Origin of the sequence: Vibrio profundi (assembly GCF_005281835.1) — a bacterium.
In the GTDB taxonomy this organism is placed as follows: Bacteria; Pseudomonadota; Gammaproteobacteria; order Enterobacterales; family Vibrionaceae; genus Vibrio; species Vibrio profundi.
Window position 1 is genome coordinate 84,772 of record NZ_RZIS01000001.1, and the last position, 25,305, is coordinate 110,076.

The 25,305-nt window shown below is 44.8% G+C and carries 20 protein-coding genes; 11 read left to right on the forward strand and 9 right to left on the reverse strand.

Annotated features, from left to right (window positions below; translation table 11 throughout):
• The first annotated feature begins 104 nt into the window (after nucleotides 1-104).
• The 5 genes from ampD (at nucleotide 105) to lpdA (ending at nucleotide 8,175) form a co-directional block, all read left to right on the forward strand.
• Complete coding sequence (gene ampD, locus ELZ11_RS00455; protein ID WP_137355404.1) at nucleotides 105-656, forward strand: 1,6-anhydro-N-acetylmuramyl-L-alanine amidase AmpD; 552 nt, start codon at nucleotides 105-107, stop codon at nucleotides 654-656.
• A 441-nt stretch (nucleotides 657-1,097) separates the two neighbouring features.
• The gene (gene pdhR, locus ELZ11_RS00460) at nucleotides 1,098-1,865 is read left to right on the forward strand and encodes a pyruvate dehydrogenase complex transcriptional repressor PdhR (RefSeq protein ID WP_137355405.1); all 768 of its coding nucleotides are present in this window, start codon (nucleotides 1,098-1,100) and stop codon (nucleotides 1,863-1,865) included.
• Nucleotides 1,866-1,919: 54 nt separating this feature from the next.
• Complete coding sequence (gene aceE / locus ELZ11_RS00465) at nucleotides 1,920-4,583, forward strand: pyruvate dehydrogenase (acetyl-transferring), homodimeric type (RefSeq protein WP_137355406.1); 2,664 nt, start codon at nucleotides 1,920-1,922, stop codon at nucleotides 4,581-4,583.
• 30 nt (nucleotides 4,584-4,613) lie between these two features.
• Nucleotides 4,614-6,503 carry a pyruvate dehydrogenase complex dihydrolipoyllysine-residue acetyltransferase gene (aceF, locus tag ELZ11_RS00470; RefSeq protein ID WP_137355407.1) on the forward strand — a complete coding sequence of 630 codons (1,890 nt, stop codon included), beginning with the start codon at nucleotides 4,614-4,616 and terminating at the stop codon, nucleotides 6,501-6,503.
• A gap of 241 nt (nucleotides 6,504-6,744) precedes the next feature.
• The gene (gene lpdA, locus ELZ11_RS00475; protein ID WP_137355408.1) at nucleotides 6,745-8,175 is read left to right on the forward strand and encodes a dihydrolipoyl dehydrogenase; all 1,431 of its coding nucleotides are present in this window, start codon (nucleotides 6,745-6,747) and stop codon (nucleotides 8,173-8,175) included.
• A gap of 92 nt (nucleotides 8,176-8,267) precedes the next feature.
• Here the strand turns inward: lpdA and ELZ11_RS00480 are convergent, their stop codons facing one another.
• Nucleotides 8,268-8,873, reverse strand: coding sequence for a LuxR/HapR/OpaR family quorum-sensing transcriptional regulator (locus ELZ11_RS00480; protein WP_137355409.1), 606 nt, complete (start codon nucleotides 8,871-8,873; stop codon nucleotides 8,268-8,270).
• 339 nt (nucleotides 8,874-9,212) lie between these two features.
• On the opposite strand from ELZ11_RS00480, the gene hpt reads away from it, so the two are divergent.
• Nucleotides 9,213-9,743, forward strand: a complete 531-nt coding sequence (gene hpt, locus ELZ11_RS00485; RefSeq protein WP_137355410.1) for a hypoxanthine phosphoribosyltransferase — start codon at nucleotides 9,213-9,215, stop codon at nucleotides 9,741-9,743.
• Nucleotides 9,744-9,814: 71 nt separating this feature from the next.
• On the opposite strand, the gene can is transcribed toward hpt, so the two are convergent.
• Nucleotides 9,815-10,483 carry a carbonate dehydratase gene (gene can / locus ELZ11_RS00490; protein WP_137355411.1) on the reverse strand — a complete coding sequence of 223 codons (669 nt, stop codon included), beginning with the start codon at nucleotides 10,481-10,483 and terminating at the stop codon, nucleotides 9,815-9,817.
• 243 nt (nucleotides 10,484-10,726) lie between these two features.
• On the opposite strand from can, the gene ELZ11_RS00495 reads away from it, so the two are divergent.
• From ELZ11_RS00495 to ELZ11_RS00505, 3 genes are all read left to right on the forward strand, one after another.
• Nucleotides 10,727-12,406 (forward strand): SulP family inorganic anion transporter, encoded by a 1,680-nt coding sequence (locus ELZ11_RS00495; protein WP_137355412.1) that lies wholly within the window; start codon nucleotides 10,727-10,729, stop codon nucleotides 12,404-12,406.
• A gap of 250 nt (nucleotides 12,407-12,656) precedes the next feature.
• Nucleotides 12,657-13,574 (forward strand): ABC transporter ATP-binding protein, encoded by a 918-nt coding sequence (locus tag ELZ11_RS00500; RefSeq protein ID WP_137356237.1) that lies wholly within the window; start codon nucleotides 12,657-12,659, stop codon nucleotides 13,572-13,574.
• Nucleotide 13,575: 1 nt separating this feature from the next.
• The gene (locus ELZ11_RS00505; RefSeq protein WP_137355413.1) at nucleotides 13,576-14,346 is read left to right on the forward strand and encodes an ABC transporter permease; all 771 of its coding nucleotides are present in this window, start codon (nucleotides 13,576-13,578) and stop codon (nucleotides 14,344-14,346) included.
• A gap of 70 nt (nucleotides 14,347-14,416) precedes the next feature.
• On the opposite strand, the gene panC is transcribed toward ELZ11_RS00505, so the two are convergent.
• From panC to sfsA, 7 genes are all read right to left on the reverse strand, one after another.
• Nucleotides 14,417-15,307, reverse strand: coding sequence for a pantoate--beta-alanine ligase (gene panC / locus ELZ11_RS00510; protein WP_137355414.1), 891 nt, complete (start codon nucleotides 15,305-15,307; stop codon nucleotides 14,417-14,419).
• A gap of 8 nt (nucleotides 15,308-15,315) precedes the next feature.
• Entirely contained in the window at nucleotides 15,316-16,110 is a 795-nt protein-coding gene (gene panB / locus ELZ11_RS00515) for a 3-methyl-2-oxobutanoate hydroxymethyltransferase (RefSeq protein WP_137355415.1), read from the reverse strand.
• 22 nt (nucleotides 16,111-16,132) lie between these two features.
• Nucleotides 16,133-16,618: a 2-amino-4-hydroxy-6-hydroxymethyldihydropteridine diphosphokinase gene (folK, locus tag ELZ11_RS00520; protein ID WP_137355416.1), complete on the reverse strand. Its 486-nt coding sequence runs from the start codon at nucleotides 16,616-16,618 to the stop codon at nucleotides 16,133-16,135.
• Nucleotides 16,615-17,967 (reverse strand): polynucleotide adenylyltransferase PcnB, encoded by a 1,353-nt coding sequence (gene pcnB, locus ELZ11_RS00525; protein WP_137355417.1) that lies wholly within the window; start codon nucleotides 17,965-17,967, stop codon nucleotides 16,615-16,617. The genes folK and pcnB overlap by 4 nt, the downstream gene beginning before the upstream one ends.
• A gap of 86 nt (nucleotides 17,968-18,053) precedes the next feature.
• Nucleotides 18,054-18,944 (reverse strand): tRNA glutamyl-Q(34) synthetase GluQRS, encoded by an 891-nt coding sequence (gene gluQRS, locus ELZ11_RS00530; RefSeq protein ID WP_137355418.1) that lies wholly within the window; start codon nucleotides 18,942-18,944, stop codon nucleotides 18,054-18,056.
• A gap of 107 nt (nucleotides 18,945-19,051) precedes the next feature.
• The gene (gene dksA / locus ELZ11_RS00535) at nucleotides 19,052-19,498 is read right to left on the reverse strand and encodes an RNA polymerase-binding protein DksA (RefSeq protein ID WP_137355419.1); all 447 of its coding nucleotides are present in this window, start codon (nucleotides 19,496-19,498) and stop codon (nucleotides 19,052-19,054) included.
• Nucleotides 19,499-19,633: 135 nt separating this feature from the next.
• On the reverse strand, nucleotides 19,634-20,350 hold the full coding sequence (gene sfsA / locus ELZ11_RS00540) for a DNA/RNA nuclease SfsA (RefSeq protein WP_137356238.1): 717 nt from the start codon (nucleotides 20,348-20,350) through the stop codon (nucleotides 19,634-19,636).
• A gap of 56 nt (nucleotides 20,351-20,406) precedes the next feature.
• On the opposite strand from sfsA, the gene hrpB reads away from it, so the two are divergent.
• Together hrpB and mrcB are read left to right on the forward strand one after the other, a co-directional pair.
• Entirely contained in the window at nucleotides 20,407-22,884 is a 2,478-nt protein-coding gene (gene hrpB, locus ELZ11_RS00545) for an ATP-dependent helicase HrpB (RefSeq protein WP_137355420.1), read from the forward strand.
• Complete coding sequence (mrcB, locus tag ELZ11_RS00550) at nucleotides 22,884-25,280, forward strand: penicillin-binding protein 1B (RefSeq protein WP_137355421.1); 2,397 nt, start codon at nucleotides 22,884-22,886, stop codon at nucleotides 25,278-25,280. The genes hrpB and mrcB overlap by 1 nt, the downstream gene beginning before the upstream one ends.
• The last annotated feature ends 25 nt before the right edge of the window (nucleotides 25,281-25,305 follow it).

A 25,305-nucleotide genomic window follows, 5' to 3' on the forward strand; every position in this document is an offset into this window, starting at 1 on the left:
TGGAATGATACTCTTGCTGGAAATCAAATTAAAGAGGTGACAAAGGGCTGCTATCGGTCTAAATCACATCTTGTCTGTGAAAGAACTAATAAAGAGAGGTTTACGTGGAAATTAATAACGCTGGTTGGTGCAGTTCCGCGAAGATAGTACCGTCGCCTTACTTTGATAGCCGCCCGAAAAGTGAACCTATTTCATTGCTGGTGGTGCACAACATTAGTTTACCTCCTGGCGAATTTGGAGGTCCTTACATTGAACAATTCTTTACTGGAAAACTCAATCCACATGATCATCCATTTTTTGAAGTAATTCATACTATGGGAGTGTCGGCCCATTGTTTGATTCGTCGAGATGGAGAAGTGGTACAGTTTGTTTCCTTTCTAGATAGAGCCTGGCATGCTGGGCAGTCGAGCTTTGCCGGGAAAGATAAATGCAATGACTACTCGATTGGTATCGAGCTAGAAGGCAGTGATTATACGGCTTACACCCAAGCTCAATATCATTCATTGGCAACCCTTTCTGATAGTTTAATGAAAAGCTACCCTCAAATCACACTTCCAAGAATTACTGGTCATCAATACATAGCACCATTGCGAAAAACAGATCCCGGTCTATGCTTTGATTGGTGCTTTTACCGAGAGCTCTTGAAATCTAAATGACACAGATAGGCGATATGGTTACTCAAATGTAATGGGTACGTAGCGTCTATGCTTCTTTTTGTTGAGGGGACTACCCAGTTTCCCATTATTTTGATTAGAGCTTACCGAAATTCAATTGTAATGAGTTATGAACGGTTACGACCTAAAAAATGAGACTTCAGCGCAGTTATAGCCCTGAATCTGAGTCACAAATTTTCATTTCTTAGCATATCGATTCAATTTCCCTAGCACGTATACTCCCCAAAAGTATTATTACTGTAAATGGTAAGACCAATTTGGTTGCTGTTTTAAATTTGCTTTGTTAAAGCTGAGTTAATTCGCGTCATGTTCTATGATTCAGGTCAATTTTGATCTGGACAGTGGCGTTTTAATTATGTTAATTTCTGCGCAACTTAAAATTGGTATTACCAATTGACTGCAAAAAAAGAAGAACAATAAATTATGGCTTATCAAAGGATTCGTCAGCCTAAGCTTTCTGATGTTATTGAGCAGGAACTTGAAAGGTTGATAGTGGAAGGAACACTAGCACCAGGGGAGCAACTTCCTCCGGAGCGAGAGCTGGCAAAACAGTTCGATGTGTCTCGTCCATCAATCCGAGAAGCGATACAACGCCTAGAAGCAAAGCGTTTACTGACTCGCCGTCAAGGTGGGGGAACGTTTGTCAGTGAAAATATTTGGAAAAGCTTTTCAGATCCTTTACTGAATTTATTGTCTACACATTCCGAAACCCAGCTTGATTTGTTGGAGTCGCGTCATGCGATGGAAGGAATTTCAGCTTATTTTGCAGCTCTTCGTGGTACCGATGAAGACTTTGCTCGTATTCAAGCCTGCCAAGACAAGATTCGAAGTGCGCAAGAAGACAAAAATATCGAAGCAGAATCTGCGGCAGTTATGGAGTTTCTAGTAGCACTAACAGAAGCTGCCCATAACGTGGTGTTGTTACACATTGTTCGCAGCTTAGCGCCGTTACTTGAGCAAAATGTCTTACAGAATCTGAAGTTGTTACATCGCCGCGATGAAGTGGTGGAAAAAGTAAGTAAACACAGAGCTAATATTGTTGATGCGATTGTTTCAGGGCAGCCAGAACAGGCACGTGAAATGTCACACTCTCATTTAGCTTATATCGAAGAAACACTGTTGGATTTGACTCGTGAGGAGTCAAGAAGAGAGCGCTCTTTGCGTCGAATTCAACGGGGTAATGAGTCGTAAATACGGCTCTTTACTAGTTTAAGTAGAATCCAACCAATAGAAGGATAGATCGCCATGTCTGACATGAAGCATGACGTAGACGCACTGGAAACTCAAGATTGGCTACAAGCCCTTGAATCAGTTGTTCGTGAAGAAGGTGTAGAGCGTGCTCAGTTTTTACTAGAGCAAGTTTTAGACAAAGCACGTTTAGACGGTGTAGATATGCCAACAGGCATCAACACAAACTACATCAACACAATTCCAGCAGCGCAAGAGCCAGCATACCCAGGTGATGTTACTCTTGAACGTCGTATTCGTTCGATTATTCGCTGGAACGCAATCATGATCGTATTGCGCGCTTCTAAGAAAGACCTAGACCTAGGTGGCCACATGGCTTCTTACCAGTCTGCGGCGGCATTCTACGAAGTATGTTTCAACCACTTCTTCCGCGCTCCAAACGAGACGGACGGTGGCGATCTGGTTTACTACCAAGGTCATATCTCTCCAGGTATCTACTCTCGTGCATTCGTTGAAGGCCGTCTAACTGAAGATCAGCTAGACAACTTCCGTCAAGAAGTTGATGGTAAAGGTATCCCTTCATACCCGCACCCTAAATTAATGCCTGAATTCTGGCAGTTCCCAACAGTATCTATGGGTCTTGGCCCAATTTCTGCGATCTACCAAGCGCGCTTCTTGAAGTATCTTGATGGTCGTGGCATGAAAGACACATCTGCTCAACGCGTATACGCTTTCCTAGGCGACGGTGAGATGGATGAGCCAGAATCACGCGGTTCTCTATCTTTCGCTGCACGTGAGAAGCTAGATAACCTATGTTTCCTAATCAACTGTAACCTACAGCGTCTAGATGGCCCTGTAATGGGTAACGGTAGCATCATTCAAGAACTAGAAGGCCTATTCAAAGGTGCTGGTTGGAATGTTGTTAAAGTTATCTGGGGTAGCAACTGGGATTCACTACTTGCTAAAGATACGTCTGGTAAACTACTACAGCTAATGAACGAGACTGTAGATGGCGACTACCAAACATTCAAATCTAAAGATGGCGCGTACGTACGTGAGCACTTCTTTGGTAAGTACCCAGAGACAGCTGCACTAGTTGCAGATATGACTGACGACGAAATCTTCGCACTTAAGCGTGGTGGTCACGAGTCTTCTAAGCTATACGCAGCTTACAAAAATGCAGCAGAAACTAAAGGTCGTCCAACAGTAATCCTAGCGAAAACTGTTAAAGGTTACGGCATGGGTGAAGCGGCTGAAGGTAAGAACATCGCGCACCAAGTTAAGAAGATGGACATGACTCACGTACTACACCTACGTGATCGCCTAGGTCTTCAAGATATCCTTTCTGATGAGAAAGTAGCAGAACTGCCATACCTGAAACTTGAAGAAGGTACAGCGGAGTACGAATACCTGCACGCTCGTCGTAAAGAACTAAAAGGTTACACGCCACAGCGTCTACCTAAGTTCACTCAAGAATTCAAAACACCTGAACTAGAAGAGTTCGCTCCGCTACTAAGTGAGCAAAAGCGTGATATCTCTACCACTATGGCTTACGTTCGTACTCTTAACATTCTGCTTAAGAACAAGAACATTGGTAAGAACATTGTTCCTATCATCTGTGACGAAGCTCGTACGTTTGGTATGGAAGGTCTGTTCCGTCAGATCGGTATCTACAACCCGCACGGTCAGGAATACACGCCAGAAGATAAAGGCATCGTTTCTTACTACAAAGAAGCAACGTCTGGTCAGGTTCTACAAGAAGGTATCAACGAGCTAGGCTCAATGGCTTCTTGGGTTGCTGCTGCGACTTCTTACAGCACGAACGATCTACCAATGATCCCGTTCTACATCTACTACTCAATGTTTGGTTTCCAACGTGTAGGCGATATGGCGTGGATGGCTGGCGACCAACAAGCTCGTGGTTTCCTACTAGGTGCTACTGCTGGTCGTACAACACTTAACGGTGAAGGTCTACAGCACGAAGATGGTCACTCACACATCATGGCGAACACAGTTCCTAACTGTATTTCTTACGACCCAACATTCGCGTACGAAGTTGCAGTAATCATGCAAGACGGTATCCGTCGCATGTACGGTGAGAACCAAGAAAACGTGTTCTACTACCTAACAGTAATGAACGAAAACTACGCAATGCCAGCAATGCCAGAAGGCGCTGAAGAAGGCATCCGTAAGGGTATCTACAAGCTTGAATCTTACGCTGGTGATAAGTCTAAAGTTCAGTTAATGGGCTCTGGTACTATCATGAATGAAGTACGTAAAGCTGCGACTATCCTGAGCGAAGAGTACGGCATTGCATCTGACGTATTCTCTGTAACGTCGTTCAACGAACTAACTCGTGACGGCCAAGACGCAGAGCGTTACAACATGCTTCACCCAGAAGGCGAAGCAAAAGTACCTTACATTGCACAAGTAATGGGTACTGAGCCAGCAATCGCTGCAACTGACTACATGAAGAACTACTCTGAGCAAGTTCGCGCGTTCATGCCTTCTGAGTCATACAAAGTACTGGGTACTGATGGTTACGGCCGTTCTGACAGCCGTGAGAACCTACGCCGTCACTTCGAAGTTAATGCGGGCTACGTAGTAGTTGCAGCACTAACTGAGCTAGCGAAGCGTGGCGATGTTGAGAAGTCAGTAGTCGTTGAAGCGATTGCTAAGTTCAACATCGACACTGAAAAAACTAACCCACAATACGCTTAATACAGCGCTTAACTAGAAGGTAAATAAGCAATGGCAATCGAAATTAATGTACCTGACATCGGTGCGGATGAGGTTGAAGTTACTGAGATTCTTGTAAGCGTTGGCGACAAGGTTGAAGAAGAACAGTCTCTGATTACTGTTGAAGGCGACAAAGCTTCTATGGAAGTTCCAGCGTCTCAAGCAGGTATTGTTAAAGAAATCAAAGTAGCGGAAGGCGATTCTGTTACGACTGGTTCTCTTATTATGATTTTCGAAGCCGAGGGTGCAGCGCAAGCTGCACCTGCTCCAGCAGCAGAGGCAGCTCCAGTAGCAGCTCCTGCGGCAGCAGCAGCGGCTGAACTGAAAGAAGTTCACGTTCCAGATATCGGTGGCGACGAAGTAGAAGTTACTGAAATCATGGTTGCAGTTGGTGATGCAGTAGAAGAAGAGCAATCTCTTCTAACTGTTGAAGGCGACAAAGCATCAATGGAAGTTCCTGCACCATTCGCTGGTACAGTTAAAGAGATCAAGATCGCTTCTGGTGACTCAGTATCAACTGGTTCTCTAGTAATGGTATTCGAAGTAGCGGGCTCTGGCGCTCCAGTAGCAGCAGCTCCTGCAGTTGAAGCAGCTCCAGCAGCAGCTCCTGCGGCATCAGCAGAGAAAGAAGTAAACGTTCCTGATATCGGCGGTGACGAAGTAGAAGTTACTGAAGTAATGGTAGCGGTTGGCGACACGGTAGAAGAAGAGCAATCTCTTATCACTGTGGAAGGCGACAAAGCTTCAATGGAAGTTCCTGCACCATTCGCTGGTACAGTAAAAGAGATCAAGATTGCAGCTGGCGACAAAGTAACGACTGGCTCTCTAATCATGACTTTCGTTGTTGAAGGCGCAGCTCCTGCTCCTACAGCGGCTCCAGCTCAAGCGGCAGCGCCTGCTCCAGCAGCAGCTCCTGCACCAAAAGCTGAAGCGGCAGCACCAGCAGCAAACGACTTCCAAGAAAACAACGATTACGCACACGCGTCTCCTGTTGTTCGTCGTCTTGCTCGCGAGTTTGGTGTAAACCTAGCGAAAGTTAAAGGTACTGGTCGTAAGAGCCGTATCCTTAAAGAAGACGTTCAGTCTTACGTTAAAGATGCACTTAAGCGTCTTGAGTCTGGTGCTGCGGCATCTGGCAAAGGCGGTGACGGCTCTGCTCTTGGTCTTCTACCTTGGCCAAAAGTTGACTTCAGCAAGTTCGGCGAAACTGAAGTTCAGAAGCTTTCTAAGATCAAGAAGATCTCTGGTGCAAACCTACACCGTAACTGGGTCATGATCCCTCACGTTACACAGTGGGATAACGCAGACATCACTGAGCTAGAAGCATTCCGTAAAGAGCAGAACGCAATCGAAGCTAAGAAAGACACTGGCATGAAGATCACTCCTCTTGTGTTCATCATGAAAGCGGTTGCTAAAGCACTAGAAGCGTTCCCAGCGTTTAACTCTTCTCTTTCTGAAGATGGCGAAAGCATCATTCTTAAGAAGTACGTAAACGTAGGTATCGCAGTAGATACTCCAAACGGTCTAGTTGTTCCTGTATTCAAAGACGTGAACAAGAAAGGCATCTACGAGCTATCTGAAGAGCTAATGGCTGTGTCTAAGAAAGCACGTGCTGGTAAGCTAACTGCAGCTGACATGCAAGGCGGTTGTTTCACAATCTCTAGCCTTGGTGGCATCGGCGGTACTGCATTTACACCAATCGTAAACGCTCCAGAAGTAGGTATCCTTGGTGTATCTAAGTCTGAAATGAAGCCAGTTTGGAACGGTAAAGAGTTCCAACCTCGTCTACAACTTCCACTGTCTCTATCATACGACCACCGTGTGATCGATGGTGCAGAAGGTGCACGCTTCATTACTTTCCTAAACAGCGCTCTGTCTGACATCCGTCGCCTAGTACTGTAGTAAGAAAGCAATAATTAAGGTGACTTTCGGGTCACCTTAATTTCTTTACGTAAAGCATATTTTTAGAGAACAATTTCAATCATTTCTAATAAACTGATGGGGAATTGTTGTCTAGCTCACAGGCTAACTTAAAGCTACTTTCACACTGTTAACATCTCTGTAAAATGTTGGCTGTTTGAAAGCCCAATAATTTAAGAACATCTACTCAGCCTGTTAGGGATAATGACTACAAGAGGTCACAATGAGCAAAGAAATTAAAGCCCAAGTTGTTGTACTTGGTTCAGGTCCTGCTGGTTACTCAGCTGCATTCCGTTGTGCAGACTTAGGTCTAGACACAGTATTAATCGAACGTTACAACACTCTTGGTGGTGTATGTCTAAACGTTGGTTGTATCCCATCTAAAGCACTTCTTCACGTTTCAAAAGTAATCGAAGAAGCTAAAGCGATGGCTGACCACGGCGTAGTGTTCGGTGAACCACAAACTGACATCAGCAAGATCCGTATCTGGAAAGAAAAAGTAGTAGATCAACTGACTGGCGGTCTTGGCGGTATGGCTAAGATGCGTAACGTAACTGTTGTAAACGGTTTCGGTAAGTTCACTGGTCCTAACAGCATTCTTGTTGAAGGCGAAGGCGAAGCAACAACAGTTAACTTCGACAACGCAATCATCGCTGCAGGTTCTCGTCCAATTAAACTTCCATTCATTCCGCATGAAGATCCACGTATTTGGGATTCTACGGATGCACTAGAGCTGAAAGAAGTACCAGAAAAACTACTTATCATGGGTGGTGGTATTATCGGTCTTGAGATGGGTACGGTTTACCACTCTCTAGGTTCTAAAGTTGAAGTTGTTGAGATGTTCGATCAAGTTATCCCTGCTGCGGATAAAGACATCGTTAAAGTCTTCACTAAGCGTATTAAGAACAAGTTCAAGCTAATGCTTGAAACTAAAGTAACAGCAGTTGAAGCGAAAGAAGACGGTATCTACGTTTCAATGGAAGGCAAAAAAGCACCAGCTGAAGCTGAGCGTTACGATGCTGTTCTTGTTGCTATCGGCCGTGTTCCAAACGGTGCACTTATCGACGCTGAAAAAGCGGGTATCGAAGTTGATGAGCGTGGCTTCATCAATGTTGATAAGCAAATGCGTACTAACGTACCTCACATCCACGCTATCGGTGATGTTGTTGGCCAACCAATGCTTGCTCACAAAGGTGTGCATGAAGGTCACGTAGCGGCTGAAGTTATTTCTGGTAAGAAGCACTACTTTGATCCTAAAGTAATTCCATCAATCGCGTACACTGAGCCAGAAGTTGCATGGGTAGGTAAGACTGAGAAAGAAGCGAAAGCTGAAGGCATCAACTACGAAGTTGCTACTTTCCCTTGGGCTGCTTCTGGTCGTGCAATCGCATCTGATTGTGCTGATGGTATGACTAAGATGATCTTTGATAAAGATACTCATCGCGTAATCGGTGGTGCAATTGTTGGTACTAACGGTGGTGAGCTTCTTGGTGAAATCGGCCTAGCAATCGAAATGGGTTGTGATGCTGAAGATATCGCTCTAACTATCCACGCTCACCCAACTCTACACGAGTCTGTTGGTCTAGCGGCGGAAGTATTTGAAGGTTCAATCACTGACCTTCCAAATAAGAAAGCAGTGAAAAAGAAGAAGTAATTCTCTTTTAACGACTTGTTAAGTTAATAAAAAACCGCTGATGATTCAGCGGTTTTTTTATTTGTGTTTTAAGCCGATTAAGAAGCGAGACGCTATTTATAGATACATAACATGTCTAAGTAGCTAGAGGTTAGCTGATTAAGCTCTGCTTGTGATTGTGCACGGTTCGCTTGGATGAATAATGAGTAGCAAATACCGTGGAACAGGTTCGCAAGATGTTTAGGATCGTGTTGGTCACATACTTCACCGCGTTCAATCGCTTTGCTAAACATGTTTTGTACTAGCATTTGATTAGTGCGGTTGGTCGTAACAAATAACGGCCATACTTCATCACGAGTTGATGCACTCCACTCAAACCACACTTTAAGCCAATGGCAGTCATGAGCAACGAGTGTAACCATTTCGTTTGCGATGGTATCTAGGTTTTCTTTCGCGTGTAAATCGAGGTCGATATTATCCGAAAGGAAGTTAGAGAACTGGCGAACCACATGATTAAGTACTTCGTCTACTAAGTCTTCGCGAGTAGGGAAGTAGTTAAATACGGTTGCCACTGACACTTGAGCGATTTCTGCAATATCTGCATGTCCGCCGCGGCCAATGCCTCTGCGAGCAAAAACTTCAAGTGCGATTTCCATCAGTTGAAGTTTTCGTTTTAATGGTGAAAGCCTTGTTCGAGGTCTCTTAGCTATTGAGTCCATATGATTTTCCTTGCCAATGAGTTTTTATAATTAGTGATGTTTTTATTATTTAAGCCCCATGAGTGTAATGGTGCATATGCAAATGGTCAATAAATTATGCCTATTTTGTAGTCAGTTATATCAAGATTGATACTTACATCAACCCATTTAAGGTGTAAAAGAACGAGACAGAAAGGCTTAGTGTCACAGCGGGCACATTTCGACCATTAACTAAAAGCGAAATGGGATTGGAAGGTGGCTTGGTTAAATGAGCAGTGCTAGACTTAGCCTCGAAAAATAGCGGCGAAGCCTAGATTGAAGGCTACACTTGTCGCATTAACCAAATAAAATGAGAACAGTATGAAACATACAGTTGAAGTCATGATTTCTGAGCAAGAAGTTCAGGAGCGAGTAAATGAATTAGGCAAACAAATCACAGAGCACTACCAAGGTAGTGAAGATCTTGTGCTGGTTGGCCTACTACGTGGATCATTTGTCTTCATGGCGGATCTAGCTCGTGCAATCAATCTAACTCACCAAGTAGACTTTATGACCGCATCTAGCTACGGCAACGGTATGGAAAGCTCACGTGATGTTCGTATTTTGAAAGATTTAGATGATGACATCCAAGGTAAAGACGTACTATTAGTTGAAGACATTATCGATACAGGTAATACCCTAACTAAAGTAAAAGAGATTCTGAGCCTACGTGGGCCTAAATCTATCGAGATCTGTACGCTATTAGACAAGCCTTCACGTCGTGAAGTTGAAGTTGATACTAAGTGGATTGGTTTCGAAATCCCAGATGAATTCGTTGTTGGTGTTGGTATCGACTACGCTCAAAAATACCGTCACCTGCCATACATCGGTAAAGTTGTACCGCAAGAGTAATCATTACGCTTGCCGAAAAAAGATGTTAAAAAGCCCGCTTGATGCGGGCTTTTTGTATTTGATAGAGATAATTAGCCTTGTTGACTAAGAAGAGGCGTCGTTAAGATTTTATTTAATGCCTCAATGTGGCTGCTCTCTAATGTGTCGATACTAGAGCAACGTACGCCAAGATCTTGCAGCTTGCCATCGCCGATTCCATAAACCACACCGTGAATTTCCACCTCTTGGCCACGTTCCCATGCACTTTGCATAATGGTCGAGTTTCCAAGGTTGTAAACCTGCTCTGCAACGTTAATCTCACAAAGTTTATCACCCCACTGTTCGCGCGGTAGTGCTTCGATCTGTTTACGATATTTAAGGTAATTGTCGCGAATATGCAGTAACCAGTTATTGATAAGACCTAATTTAGGGTTATCAATTGCGGCATTTACACCACCACAACCGTAGTGACCACATACAATAATGTGTTTCACTTTAAGTACATCGACCGCGTATTGAACCACAGACAGGCAGTTTAGGTCGGTATGAACGACTTGGTTTGCTACATTACGGTGAACAAAAAGTTCTCCTGAGTATAGACCGGTTAAGCGCTCTGCTGGTACACGGCTGTCTGAGCAACCTATCCATAAAAAGCCAGGGTTTTGCCCTTCTTCAAGGGTGGCAAAATATTCTGGACGTTCAGATTTGATAGACTCAGACCACTTAGAGTTGTTTTCAAAAAGCTGTTTAATTTCTGGCATTTTACGTCTTATATCCCTTAAATAACTTCCGTCACTATACACAATGTTACAAAATGCTTCTTGTTAAAATTGTTAGAAATGGCACTCATCTGACGTGTTCTAGCAGCGAAAATCATATAATCCTAAACATTCATTTCACTTAGTTATAACGCATATCGAATCGGTGGTAGCATCTAACTCGATTGCTTAATAACATTGTACGAATTTATACAATTTAAATTTCTATCAGCAGGGAGCTGTGTTTTGTTTGGAAGTCGTTTTAAAGATATCAACCTTAAGGGAGATATGTTTGGTGGCGTGACCACTGCCATTATTTCATTGCCATTGGCTCTCGCGTTTGGTGTAGCCTCTGGCGCTGGCGCTGAAGCCGGTTTATGGGGCGCAATCATGGTGGGCTTGTTTGCTGCTTTGTTTGGTGGCTCAAGCAGTTTGATTTCGGAGCCAACCGGCCCGATGACGGTGATCATGACCGCTGTGATGACCAGCATGATGGCCAAGTACCCAGAATCAGGAATGGCGATGACCTTCACCGTCGTAATGATGGCTGGTGCTTTTCAGATTCTACTTGGTACGCTAAAGCTTGGTAAATACGTTACTTTGATGCCATATAGCGTGATATCCGGCTTTATGTCGGGTATTGGCGTGATCTTGATTATCCTGCAGCTTTCTCCTTTACTTGGCCATGCTGCGCCAGCTGGTGGTGTGATGGGCACGCTAACGGCTTTGCCAGACACGCTAGCGAACATGAAGTTCTCTGAATTGTTCTTAGGTGCTCTTACTCTGGTTATTTTGTTCTTGTTCCCAGAGAAATATCGCAAGTATGTACCTGCCCAGCTGGTCGCTTTGGTCGCGGTGACGTTGTTATCTGTAATTGTCTTCGATACGGAGTCGATTCGTCGTATTGGAGAGATTCCAGCGGGCTTACCTTCATTGGTGATGCCAACGATTAGCCCGGAAGTTTTTACTACTATGGTGATTGATGCGCTAGTACTAGGAACACTAGGCTGTATCGATACTTTGCTTACCGCAGTTATTGGTGATTCATTAACGCGTAAAGAGCATGACTCGGATAAAGAGCTACGTGGTCAAGGTATCGCCAACATGCTGTCTGGCCTTTTTGGCGCATTACCTGGTGCCGGCGCAACTATGGGCACAGTCACCAATATCCAGGTAGGTGCACGCTCGCCGCTTTCAGGGGTGATTAGGGCATTAGTGCTGGCATTAGTCGTACTGGTTGCTGGAGGCTTAACAGAGCCTATTCCTATGGCTGTACTGGCAGGTATAGCGGTTTATGTTGGTTTTAATATTCTCGATTGGAGTTTCATTCAACGCGCCCATAAAGTCAGTGTTCAAGGTATGGCGATCATGTATGGCGTGATGCTGCTGACGGTATTTGTTGATTTGATTGCTGCGGTTGGCTTAGGTGTATTTATTTCTAATATCATTATTATCGAGCGCTTAAGCCGAGAACAAGCAAGGCAAGTGAAAGCGATTAGTGATGCAGATGAAGATGATCTTCCGCTGACGGAAAGCGAGCGTCAGCTACTAGATAGTGCTAATGGCCAAGTGTTGTTCTTCTATCTTTCGGGGCCGATGATCTTCAGTGTATCAAAAGCGATTTCCCGTCAGCACTCCAGTATTTCAGATTATGAAGTGATGATTTTGGATCTCACGGACGTACCTATGATTGATGTAACGGTTGGATTAGCGTTAGAAAATGCCATCAAAGATGCGCTGGATGCCAATTGTGAAGTGTATTTGTTATGTCCAAATGAAAATACTCGACAGCAGCTGGAGAAATTCCACGTGATTGATCTTGTGCCGGAATCGAACACTTATCGTTTCCGCTATGAGGCGTTAAATGCCGCTAAATCTTATGTGGAACGAGATGAACACCAGTTTGAGCCAATTGGCCTGACTTAATAAGCTGATTATATTGAAAAGTTACGCCGCCTTACTCTGAGTATGGCGGCGTTTTTCTTTTTATAAGAAAGGGGAAATTAACGTTTCTAAAAAAATGGAAATGAATAATTGTCTCTATCGTGATTCGACGATAAACTTGGTGGTGAAATGGTCAGCTCGTTATTGGCGCAGAAGTGGTGCCAAATGGTATCGTGCTTTAAAAATCTAGATGACCAACGCACCCAATAAAAATAAATGGCAACGCATCTTTATGTACGCATTAGAAATTGAGCAATTAAGAAAGACATATGCTGGTGGCTTTGAAGCACTAAAAGGCATTAGCTTACAGGTTGAAAAGGGCGACTTTTATGCGCTGCTTGGGCCAAACGGCGCAGGTAAATCAACGACGATCGGTATTATCTCTTCATTAGTGAATAAGACATCGGGAAAGGTCAAAGTCTTTGGTTATGACATAGACCGAGACCTTGAGCTGGCTAAACAGAACTTAGGGCTTGTACCGCAAGAGTTCAATTTCAACCAGTTTGAAACGGTTGAGCAAATCGTACTGCAACAGGCGGGCTATTACGGTGTACCTAAGCCTCTTGCAAAAGAACGTGCTAAAAAGTATCTATCTAAGCTAGATCTTTGGGAAAAACGAAGCGAACGTGCAAGAAACTTATCAGGCGGTATGAAACGTCGTTTGATGATCGCGCGTGCGCTTATGCACGAACCACAATTGTTAATCTTGGATGAACCAACTGCAGGAGTCGACATTGAATTACGACGTTCAATGTGGGAGTTTCTGCAAGAGATCAACTCTGAGCAAGGCATTACCATCATTTTGACCACTCATTACCTTGAAGAAGCAGAAATGCTTTGTCGTAATATCGGTATCATCAGTAAAGGTGAGTTGATTGAAAACACTACGATGAAAGATTTGTTGAGTAAGCTGCATGTTGAGACTTTCATTCTAGATTTAGAAGAAGGCAGCAGTGAGCCTAAAATTGAAGGTGTGAATAGCCAAGTGATGATCAACGGTTCGTTGGAAATCGAAATTGATAAAACCTTGGGTTTGAACTCGATATTCACACAGTTAACTGAGCAAGGTGTAAAAGTATTGTCTATGCGCAATAAAGCGAACCGACTTGAAGAGCTGTTTGTAAGTATTGTCCGTGAAGGGGGCAACTAATATGTATAGTTTATATTGGACAGCTTTTTGTAGTTTGTTAACCAAAGAGGTGAACAGGTTTACACGAATTTGGGTGCAAACTCTGGTCCCGCCAGCGATCACTATGACATTGTATTTCATCATTTTCGGTAGCTTAATTGGCTCACGAATTGGTGAGATGAACGGCTTTAGTTACATGGAATACATAGTGCCTGGTTTGATCATGATGTCGGTGATCACTAACTCGTATTCAAATGTAGCGTCTTCGTTCTTTAGTGCTAAGTTCCAAAAAAATATTGAAGAGCTGCTGGTGGCTCCTGTTCCAAACTATGTGATTATTTTTGGTTTTGTAATGGGCGGCGTCGTTCGTGGTTTATTGGTCGGAACAATCGTCACTTTTGTCTCTTTATTCTTTGTCGATCTTCAGGTTGAACACTGGGGAGTGATAGTTGCAACGGTATTCTTAACTTCCGTAGTGTTTGCACTAGGTGGTCTGATAAACGCCGTATTTGCACGCACTTTCGATGATATTTCGATTATTCCAACGTTCGTGCTAACACCTTTGACTTACTTAGGTGGCGTGTTTTACTCGATCAGCCTTTTACCTGATTTTTGGCAAGGCGTGTCTAAGTTAAACCCGATCGTCTACATGGTGAATGCGTTCCGTTACGGCTTTTTAGGCGTATCTGATGTTGGTATCGTGACGTCATTTAGCGTACTTGGAGTATTTATTGTTGGTTTGTACGCGGTAGCCCATTATTTGGTGACAAAAGGTATTGGCTTAAGAAGCTAATACATTCGAGAGGTATGATTAAAAAAGGTCGGCAAATGCCGACCTTTTTATTTGATTCTGAGCGCTGAGGTTATTCTGAGCTTTCTTCAGTCGTTTCTTCCTTAGTCTCTACCGCTAAATCAAACACTTGATTATCAATTAGGCGAGTTTTTCCTAAGAATGCAGACATCAATATCACGACTTGAGTGGTTTCCGAAGTCACCGCCTGCAGAGTGCGAGCATCGCAAATAAAGATTTCATCTGGTTGTAGATCTGCTGCGCGTAACTGGTCTGTCGCATCTTCAATAACTGATGAGTAATCATCGCGGCCACCACGAATAGCACTGCTGATCCAACGCATTGTACGAGCTAGCACAGGGGCACGCTGACGTTCATCAATCGTAAGATTGCTGTTACGTGAGCTCATCGCTAATCCGTCCATCTCTCGAACAGTAGCCACACCCATGATCTCGATATCCATGGCTAGGTCGAGTGTCATCTGACGAATAATTGCTAATTGCTGGAAGTCTTTTTCACCGAAGCACGCGACGTCTGGCTGAACGATGTTAAACAGTTTAGTGACGATAGTTGCAACACCACGGAAGTGGCCCGGACGAGAAGCTCCTTCCAGCATGTGCGATAAACCTGGTACTTCAACAAACGTCTGCTTATCCAAACCGTTCGGGTACATGATTTCAGGTGTTGGGGTAAAGACGATTTCTACGCCTTCACCGTTTAATTTGCTTAGGTCGTCTTCAAGTGTGCGCGGGTAGTTATTTAAGTCATCAGCACGATCAAACTGCATTGGGTTGACGAAAATACTGACTACAACGACATCTGCAAGCTCTCGAGCTTTACGCACTAACGTTAAGTGACCTTCATGAAGGTTACCCATAGTCGGAACGAAGGCGATACGGCGCCCATCGCGCTTGAATTGCTTTATCTGCTCTCTAAGAGCGGCTACTTCAGCAAAAGTCTGCATGGTTACTCCTAGGCAATAGTATGTGCGTCGTCAGGGAAGGTCGCGTTTTCAACTTCTTCCTTGTACTTCGCCACTGCTTTACGCATGTCGCCCGTTTCTGCTAAGAAGTTCTTAGAGAATTTAGGCATGTAGTTTGCCGAGATGCCGAACATATCGTGCATTACTAAAATTTGGCCATCGGTAACGTTGCCTGCACCAATACCAATAACAGGTACATGGCATGCGTCGGTAATACGCTTGGCTAATGAAGCGGGAACACACTCAAGTAAGACAATTTGAGCGCCAGCATTTTGTAAAGCTAATGCATCAGCGACCATCTTGTCAGCTTGCTCATCTTCACGGCCTTGTACTTTATAGCCACCAAAGATATTTACAGACTGAGGAGTTAGGCCAAGGTGAGCACAAACAGGAACAGCACGCTCAGTTAGCATTTTTACCGTGTCTACTAACCAGCTTCCACCTTCAATTTTCACCATATTTGCCCCTGCGCGTACTAGCGTTGCAGCGTTTTCACACGCTTGCTCAGGCGTCGCATAACTCATGAATGGCATATCAGCCATTAATAAACAATTAGGGCTACCAGCACGCACACTGCGCGTGTGATAAGCAATATCTTCAACGGTTACAGGCAAAGTGTCTGTTTGGCCTTGTAAAACCATACCTAGAGAATCACCAACCAATAATACAGGCATTTCTTGGCTTTCGAATAGCTGCGCAAAGCTCGCGTCGTAAGCTGTAGAGGTAGCGAATTTACGGCCTTCACGTTTGTACTTGATCAGGTCGTTAATGGTTACTTTTTTCATGAGTTTTCCTTACTAGGTTTGGCTATTGCTGCCAAACATTGAGCCCATTCTTATCTACTATTTTGAGTAAATCAGTGAGCTCAGTCCCGTCTGGGAGTTGTAAATTTGGTGAGATTTCAGCGAGCGGGTAGAGCACAAATTCACGCTCTTTCATTCCATAGTGAGGAACCACTAGGCGCTCGGAATCGATCACCTCATTGCCGTATAAAATGAGGTCTAGGTCTAGTGTTCTAGGACCCCAACGCTCATCTTTACGGACACGCCCTTGTTCCAGCTCAATTGCTTGGGTGCAATCAAGTAGCTCAAGTGGCGTTAATTCGGTTTTAATCGCAACCACGGCATTGATGTAGTCGGGTTGGTTTTGCGGCCCCATTGGGGTGCTACTGTAAAGCTGAGACGTAGCCAAAAACTCTGACTTAGGCAGAGTTTTAAGAGTTTCAATGGCTAGATTCGCTTGGCTTACAGGATCGGCAAGGTTACTGCCGACCGCAATATAGGCTGTGATCATTGTGAAGATTTCGCTTTTTTATTGCGGTAAGTCTTACGGCGACGATGGGGCTTAGATGAACCACCGACATCGGCAGCCATTGCTTGACGCATATTGCGTCCCGCCGATTGGAACGTTGCCCACCATTTTGCTAGTTCTTCCGTTTCTCCACCTTCGACTTCACCACGCATCTCTAAGAAGTCGTAGCCAGCTCGGAACTTGTTTAGCTCCATTAGGCGGAAAGCGCGTTTACCATTGCGGCGAGGCAAGCGAAGCTGAAGCTGCCAAATCTCACGAATCGTTGCGGTGTGGCGGCGAGGAATCGCTATTGACTTAACTTGCTGATCTAAAATGATGTTGCTCGCTTCCATTATGGCATCGTACTGGGCGATACCTAACTCGGCGACTAGTTTGTCTGCTAGCTTATTGAGTGGATACCACAAAATGGCTGCGAACATAAACGCAGGGTTTATACGCTTGCCATCTTCAATACGTAAATCGGTTGAATCGAGCACTAGATCGAGCATTTTTTCTGTTTCTGAAGAGTAATCTTCAGTGAAGTGCTCGGCAATCGCTGGGAACATTTGTTGGAACAGGTTGTACTCACGCATTAAGTGGTAAGTTTCTAAACCATGGCCCGATTGAAGCAGTTTTAAAGATTCTTCAAACAAACGCGCTGCAGGAATATCTTTAAGTAAATGCGCCAGATCTTCGATTGGATCGGCGGTATCTTCTTCAATGTCAAAATCAAGCTTCGCCGCAAATCGCATTGCACGTAACATGCGTACCGGATCTTCACGGTAGCGAGTCTCCGGATCACCAATTAGACGAATAAGGCGATCTTCCAAATCTTCTACACCGCCAGCGTAATCATGAATACTGTAATCGCTAATGTTGTAGTACATCGCATTGATAGTGAAATCACGACGCTCGGCATCTTCATCGACGCTGCCGTACACATTGTCACGTAGCAACATGCCTTCTTTGGATTGGGCAGAAACGTTTTTCGATGGTTCTTGATGATGACCACGGAATGTTGCAACTTCAATGATGTCACGGCCAAACATAATGTGCGCTAAACGGAAACGGCGACCAATTAAACGGCAGTTTCTGAAAAGGTGTTTGATTTGCTCTGGAGTTGCATTGGTTGCGATGTCGAAATCTTTTGGCTGAGAGCCAAGTAATAAATCACGTACGCCACCACCGACTAAAAATGCGTCAAAACCCGCACCGTTCAATCGGTAAAGCACTTTAAGTGCGTTATCGCTGATCTGCTTGCGTGAAATATTGTGCTCTTGTCGAGTGTAAATATTCAGAGCCAGTTCGTGGAACCCGCGTTGTTCGCTAGGGGTATTGTCGTTTTTATTCATTAGTTTATAGCAAAGTTGGTATCGCCAACTTTGATTTTCTCTAGTCCAAAGTGGTATTGCAGAGTTCAATTGCGGCTAATAATAGCTTAGCAAGAGCCATTTGAGAATATGGGAGTGATCGCCAGTTCTTCAGGCAATTGCGCATAATGCCAATTTTGGCAGCCCCAAAGCAGAATATCGTCGATAGATGACGAAGCAATGTCTTGTGGAATTTGAAAGCCTAAAAACCTCATCGCCTGCAATAATGTGGGGACGGGATTCTGATTATCAATCGCTGTTGCGTGATTTTGTTTGGATAGTTTGTTCCCTGTCTCATCCGTTGCGAGTGGCAAGTGAAGGTAACTGACTGTGGGTTGATCAAGCATGTGATACAAACTGATTTGGCGGCCTGTGGGCTCAATTAAATCAGCACCACGTACAACTTCTGTGATGCCTTGATCGATATCGTCGAGTACGACGGCTAAGTTGTAAGCGAACAGGCCATCACGTCGTTTGATGATGAAATCTTCTGCTGCTAACGCTTTAGGAATCGAAATACTGCCGTGGCGAATATCATCGAAGTTGTTGATAGGGTGGTTCATTGTTAAGCGAACCGCGCTATTTGATGAGTCAGTGAGCGCTTTATGGCGGCAAGTACCAGTATAAAAACCGCCAGATTCTTTAATTTGTTTGCGAGTGCATTGGCAATAGTACGCCTGACCGCTGCTTAACCATTCATCAATTTGTGATTGATAGAGAGAGTGACGTTGGCTTTGGTAGACGACTTCTCCATCCCAATATAAGTGGTACGCTTCTAACGTTTCTAAGATGAGTTTGGCTGCACCTTCCATTTCTCTTGGCGGGTCAAGATCTTCCATGCGGACTAACCATTGGCCATGGTTCGCTTTAGCTTGAAAGTAACTTCCAAGTGCGGCGATGAGAGAGCCAAAGTGAAGTGGACCAGAAGGAGATGGGGCAAAGCGTCCAACGTAACTCATTAATTAGGGCCTTATACCAAATGTTTGGGTGGTGAATTCCCCGATTTAGGGAGTGGATATAAACAAAAAAGGGAGCAAGCGCTCCCTTTCTTTTCAAACATCAAGGATTAACCTTGCATTTGTTTCTCTTTGATTTCTGCAAGTGTTTTACAGTCAATACAAAGGTCAGCAGTTGGACGAGCTTCAAGGCGACGGATGCCGATCTCAATACCGCAAGAATCACAGAAGCCGAAATCGTCTTCTTCGATTTTATCCAATGTCTTCTCAATTTTCTTGATAAGACGACGCTCACGGTCACGGTTGCGTAGCTCTAAGCTGAACTCTTCTTCTTGAGAAGCTCGGTCAACTGGATCTGGGAAATTCGCTGCTTCGTCCTGCATGTGGTGCACAGTACGATCAACTTCTTCCCTGAGCTGGTTGCGCCAAGCTTCTAAAATTTTTGTAAAATGTTCCGTTTGCTCAGGTGACATGTACTCTTCACCTGGCTTTTCTTGATACGGTTCAACACCTGCGATGGCTAGGATGCCTAGCGCTTTTTTCTTAGATTCTGGCATACAGCATCTCCTATTTACACCTAGTCAACTGCTTTGCAGCTAATTTTAAGGCGGGTATCTATAGCAGAAAGATTTGGTGCTGGCAAATACTCGCTAACAAACTTGTTGCCATTGTGAACATGTCATCATTTTTATCTAGTTACTGATAAATTCAACAGCATGTTCCAGTTTGATCTCAGTATTGCTTAGCTTTGCTTTATAGCAAAGCACTTCAACTCCAGCGTCTTGTGCTTGTTTTAGTAATAATGAATATTTGGCGTCTATATGGTGTGCCGCAGACACTTTTTCAATACCTGAATGTAAAACAGTGAATAAAAGTACTGCTCTGCTTCCAGAATTGGCCATTTCTGTGAGTTCACGCAAATGCTTCTGGCCACGAGTGGTAACGGCGTCTGGGAAGTAGCCTTGTCCGGCTTGTTCTTCATCCAGCAATGTCACACTTTTGACCTCAATGTAGCAATCCGGTTTATTGCCATCCTTTAAGTATATGTCTATACGACTATTTTCACTGCCGTATTTTACTTCGGTGCGCAACTCTTCATACCCTAAGAGTTCTACTATAGTCCCATTTTCAATTGCTTCCACTGCTAATTGGTTAGCACGGGCAGTGTTTATACAAATTTGGTGACCGAGCGCAGTTTGCGAGAGCTCCCAGCTATTTGGATACTTACGTTTAGGGTTGTCTGACGTCGAGTACCACACGGTGTTGCCTGGTGTTGCACAACCTGTCATTGCGCCTGTATTCGCGCAGTGGATGGTGCGATTAGTGCCATCAGGAAGTTCGATGTCAGTTAAAAATCGTTTGTAACGTTTGAGCAGTGTCGCTGACTCTAAAGGTGGATCGAAGTGCATTTCATTACTGTTTTTATGTACAATGGTTGCAAACATTACACCACAAGGCTTTCCCATTGTCACAACTGCCTATTGAAGCTGTGATGCCAGAATTACTCTCTGGTGTTAGGCAGCACTCTCAACTGATTCTCAAAGCAGCACCTGGTGCAGGTAAATCAACCTTTTTCCCGTTGCAGTTAGTTAAAGCGAATCTCTTTACTGGCAAAATTGTTATGTTGGAGCCACGACGTTTGGCAGCGCGTAACATTGCTCGCTATTTAGCGAAGCAGCTTGGTGAGGAAGTTGGAGAGAGTATTGGCTACCGAGTTCGTGGTGAAGTGAAAGTGAGTTCGAAGACACGTCTTGAAATTGTGACGGAAGGGATCATGACGCGAATGATTCAGTCGGATCCTGAGCTTGAAGGCGTTGATCTTATTATTTTTGATGAATTCCATGAACGCAGCATTCACGCCGACACGGCCTTAGCATTCAGTTTAGAAATTCAAGAAGCACTTCGTGACGATCTAAAAATCGTGGTGATGTCTGCCACCCTTGATCAGCAAGCACTACAATCACTATTGCCTGATGCGGATTATGTAGAATCTACAGGGCGCTGTTATCCGGTTGAATATCGTTACCAGCCTCTTTCGGTCAACGAATATCTTGCCCCTAAAGTCGTCCGACAGATTGAAAACTTAATGAGCAATGAGTCAGGTTCGTTATTGGCATTTTTGCCAGGCGTAGCTGCTATTAAGCAGGTTGAGCAGCAATTAACGAACCTAAGTAGCGATATCGAAGTGTGTCCACTGTATGGACAGCTTAGTTTTTCCCAGCAACAGAAAGCCATTTCCCCTGCCCCTGTCGGCAAGCGAAAAGTAGTATTGGCGACCAATATTGCTGAAACCTCACTTACCATTGAAGGTATTCGTTTGGTTGTGGATTGTGGCTTAGAGCGAGTCGCTAAATTCGATTTGAAAACGGGCATTACTAAGCTTGAGCAAGTCAAAATCGCTCAATCTTCCGCAGAACAAAGAGCGGGGCGAGCAGGGCGATTAGAAGCTGGAGTTTGTGTCCGTTTGTACAGTGAAACACAATTGCAGCAGCAGCCTTATGTACCAGAGCCAGAAATCCTGAATTCCGACCTGTCGGCGTTGGCTGGCGAGCTAGCGCAGTGGGGCACCGCAGATGCCAGCGACTTATTGTGGCTAGACTTACCGCCACAGGTTGCGATGAAGCAAGCCCAACAATTGTTAACGAGCTTGGGAATGTTAGATGAGCGTTCGCAGTTAACTTCGCTTGGAAAGCAAGCTCAAAAGCTCGGATTAGAGCCACGTATTGCTAGCATGTTGATTCAAGCAAGTGGGCTAGGTGGTGCGGCTCAGCAATCTATGCTGGATGCAGCTATCGTGACAGCTGCGCTGCTCGAAGAGCCGGAGCGCAACATCACTGACTTACAGCACTCTTTGCATCGTTTAAAGCAAGGCACACACAATAAACAGTCGATGGTGACTAAACGTGTAAATCAACTGGCTCAGAAATTTAACCGAAAGTTGTCGATACAACAGCTAGATGAGACCTACCTTCCGTTATCATTGTGTTTAGCTTTTCCAGATAGAGTGGCGCAAAGTCGCCGTTTAAATAGCGGTCAGTACTTGCTTGCGAATGGACATGGTGCTGAGGTGAGAGATGATGATCCGCTAGCTGGACATGAATACCTCATCGCTGTGGATTTGATGAGATCTCGTAACAATACGAGCCAAGTGTTCTTAGCCACCGCGCTTGATATGGCGCTGCTTGAGCAAACATTTCCGGATTTGTTATCAGAATCAGAGCATGTTGATTGGGATGAAAAACGTGGACGCTTAATTGCTGAGAAACGCACTCAACTTGGTTCTTTGATTATCCATCGTCTAGCGCTGCCTGAACCAGATAAAAGTATGATTAGCCAAGCACTATTGAGCTATGTCGAACGAAAAGGCTTAGATTGTTTAAATTGGACAGAAAAAGCCGAGGCCTTACTTGAGCGTATCCGTTGTGGTATCGATTGGCTACCCGAGCAAGATTGGCCAGCGATGGATGAACAATCTCTTGTCGCTGATCTAGAAGCTTGGCTAGCCCCTTATCTGAATGACGTAAAATCCGTTAAAGGGTTAGCGAATGTATCGATAGAGCAAGCATTGCTTGCAAGGCTTGGTTGGCCATTAAATCAACAGATTGATGAGTGGTTACCGACTCGATACACCATGCCAACAGGTTCCAGTAAGAGCATTCGCTATCAGCATCAAGCCGAACCTGTGATTTCGGTTCGGATGCAAGAAGTGTTTGGTGAACAAGATTCACCATTAATTGCACTTGGGCGCAAAAAAGTAGTGTTGGAATTGCTATCTCCGGCGCAAAGACCATTGCAAATTACCCAAGACCTCGCAGGTTTTTGGGCTGGCGCCTACAAAGAAGTTCAAAAAGAAATGAAAGGGCGTTATCCCAAGCATCCTTGGCCCGATGACCCTGCAAACCATGAAGCGACAACCAAAACAAAACGACAGTTGAATAAATAATGAGTAAGACGCTTACGACAAAAAAGGCGCCGCCTAAGAAAGCGCCAGCGAAAAAAACAGCCGCTAAAACGGCAACTAAAGCGAAAAAACCGAGAGCGCCTCGTAAATCCAAATCTAAAGCGAAGCCAAAAGCTCGTCGAGGTTGGTTGAAGACTCTTTGGGGTATCGGCTGGAAAGCTGGGTTGGCATTCGCTGCCGTTTTGCTATTTATCGGGATTTATTTAGATACGGCAGTCAAACAACGCTTTGAAGGGCAACTTTTTGATTTGCCGACCGTGGTTTACGCGCGCGTACTGCATTTGGCACCGGGAGATTCAGTGACGCTTGCTCAAGTGAGAAATGAACTTGATGTACTGAATTATCGTAAGGTTCGAGCCCCTCGTCATCCTGGTGAGTATTCCTCTTCGTCGACTAAAATAGAATTGATTCGTCGCCCATTTGAGTTTGTCGATGGCCCTGAGCCTGATCGTCATATCATGCTGCACTTTAAAGACAAGCAGTTACAGCGCATTCAGTCACTCGAAAGCAGCGGTGATATGGGGTATTTGCGCATTGAACCTAAAATGCTTGGGATGCTTGAAAAATCAACCGACGAGCAGCGCTTGTTCTTAAAACGTGCGCAATTTCCAGAAGTGATGGTTGATGCCCTGTTAGTGACAGAAGATCGTGATTTTTATCAGCACGATGGTGTTTCGCCACTCGCAATAGCTCGCGCGATGGTGGTGAATGTTAAAGCCGGACGCACTGTACAAGGCGGTAGTACCTTAACTCAGCAGCTTGCGAAAAACTTATTCCTTTCGAGCGAACGTACCTTGTGGAGAAAGGTTCGTGAAGCTTACATTGCATTGATTTTGGATCATCGCTACAGCAAAGATCAAATTCTCGAAGCCTATTTGAATGAAGTGTATCTTGGCCAAAGTGGTGGGCAAGCGATCCACGGCTTCGGGTTGGCGTCGCGTTTCTATTTCGGTCAACCAATTCAAGAGCTGCGTATCGATCAGTTGGCGTTGTTAGTCGGGATGGTGAAAGGCCCATCGTATTACAACCCAATCCGTTTTCCTGAAAGAGCGAAAAAGCGTCGAGACCTCGTACTTCGCTTGATGATGCAGCAAGACATTTTAACGGCGGATCAATACGATGCAGCAGCAAGTCGTGGCTTGGATATTCAAGATAACCCTAAGATTGCTAGTCGCCAGCCTGCTTACTTTCAGCAAGTGAAAAACGAACTCAATCAATACGTTGGTGACCGGTTCCAATCACATAAGGGCTTACGTGTATTTACTTCGTTAGATCCTGTTTCGCAAGACAAATTGGAAAAGGCGTTAGCGTCTAAAGTCCCGACGTTTGCTAAGAAATCTGGTAAGCAGCTGGAGGGCGCAGCGATTGCAGTTGACCGAAATACTGGTGAGATCCGAGCAATGGTTGGTGGCAAGCGAGTGGGGTACGATGGCTTTAATCGAGCGTTGAATGCCAGCAGGCCGATTGGTTCGTTAGTGAAACCCGCTGTCTATCTGACCGCGTTGCAACAACCTGAGAAGTATACCCTGGCGACGACATTGATGGACTCACCACTTAGTATGAAAGGCAGTAAAGGTAGCGTTTGGAGCCCGCGAAACTTTGATCGTAAGTTCCGTGGCGAAGTGCCGATGTATGTCGCATTATCAAAATCTTTGAATGTACCCACGGTGCGGTTAGGGATGCAGCTTGGTATTAAAAATGTATCGGATACGCTTGAAAGGCTTGGGGTTGATAAAAGTGAAATCCGCCCAGTTCCTTCGATGTTTCTGGGTTCTTTCTCATTGACGCCGTTCCAAGTGGCGCAAATGTACCAAACGCTGACTAACTCGGGGAAAAAGGCCCCCCTCTCTGCATTGCGCTCTGTCGTCGATATTGAAGGTGATGTGATTTACCAATCACTGCCGAGAGTCTCCCAATCTGTAGATGAGCAAGCTGCTTGGCTGACAACCTATGCGATGAAAAAAGGCGTGTCTGAAGGAACGGGACGTTTTCTACAAAGTAAATTTGGCTGGGCGGCACTCGCGGGTAAAACCGGTACCAGTAATGACAGCCGTGACAGTTGGTTTGTCGGCGTCGATGGGCGTGAAGTCACTACCATTTGGTTAGGGCGTGACGATAACAAATCGACTCACTTAACGGGTTCGAGTGGCGCGCTGCGTGTTTATGCTGAATATTTGCAACAACGTATACCTGAGCGCCTGATATTACCTTGGCCGACGGGCATCGCTACCGCCAGCTTTAATAAGGAACCGAATGGAGAATTGGGCTTTGACTGTGATGGGCAAGTGAAGTTACCTGTTTGGGACGAACGAGGTGAAATAAAGCAAGGTTGTGAAAGTCAGCCAAAACAGTGGCTTAAAAAGCTTTTTCAGTGGTAGAGTTTAATTGACTGACAAATTACAA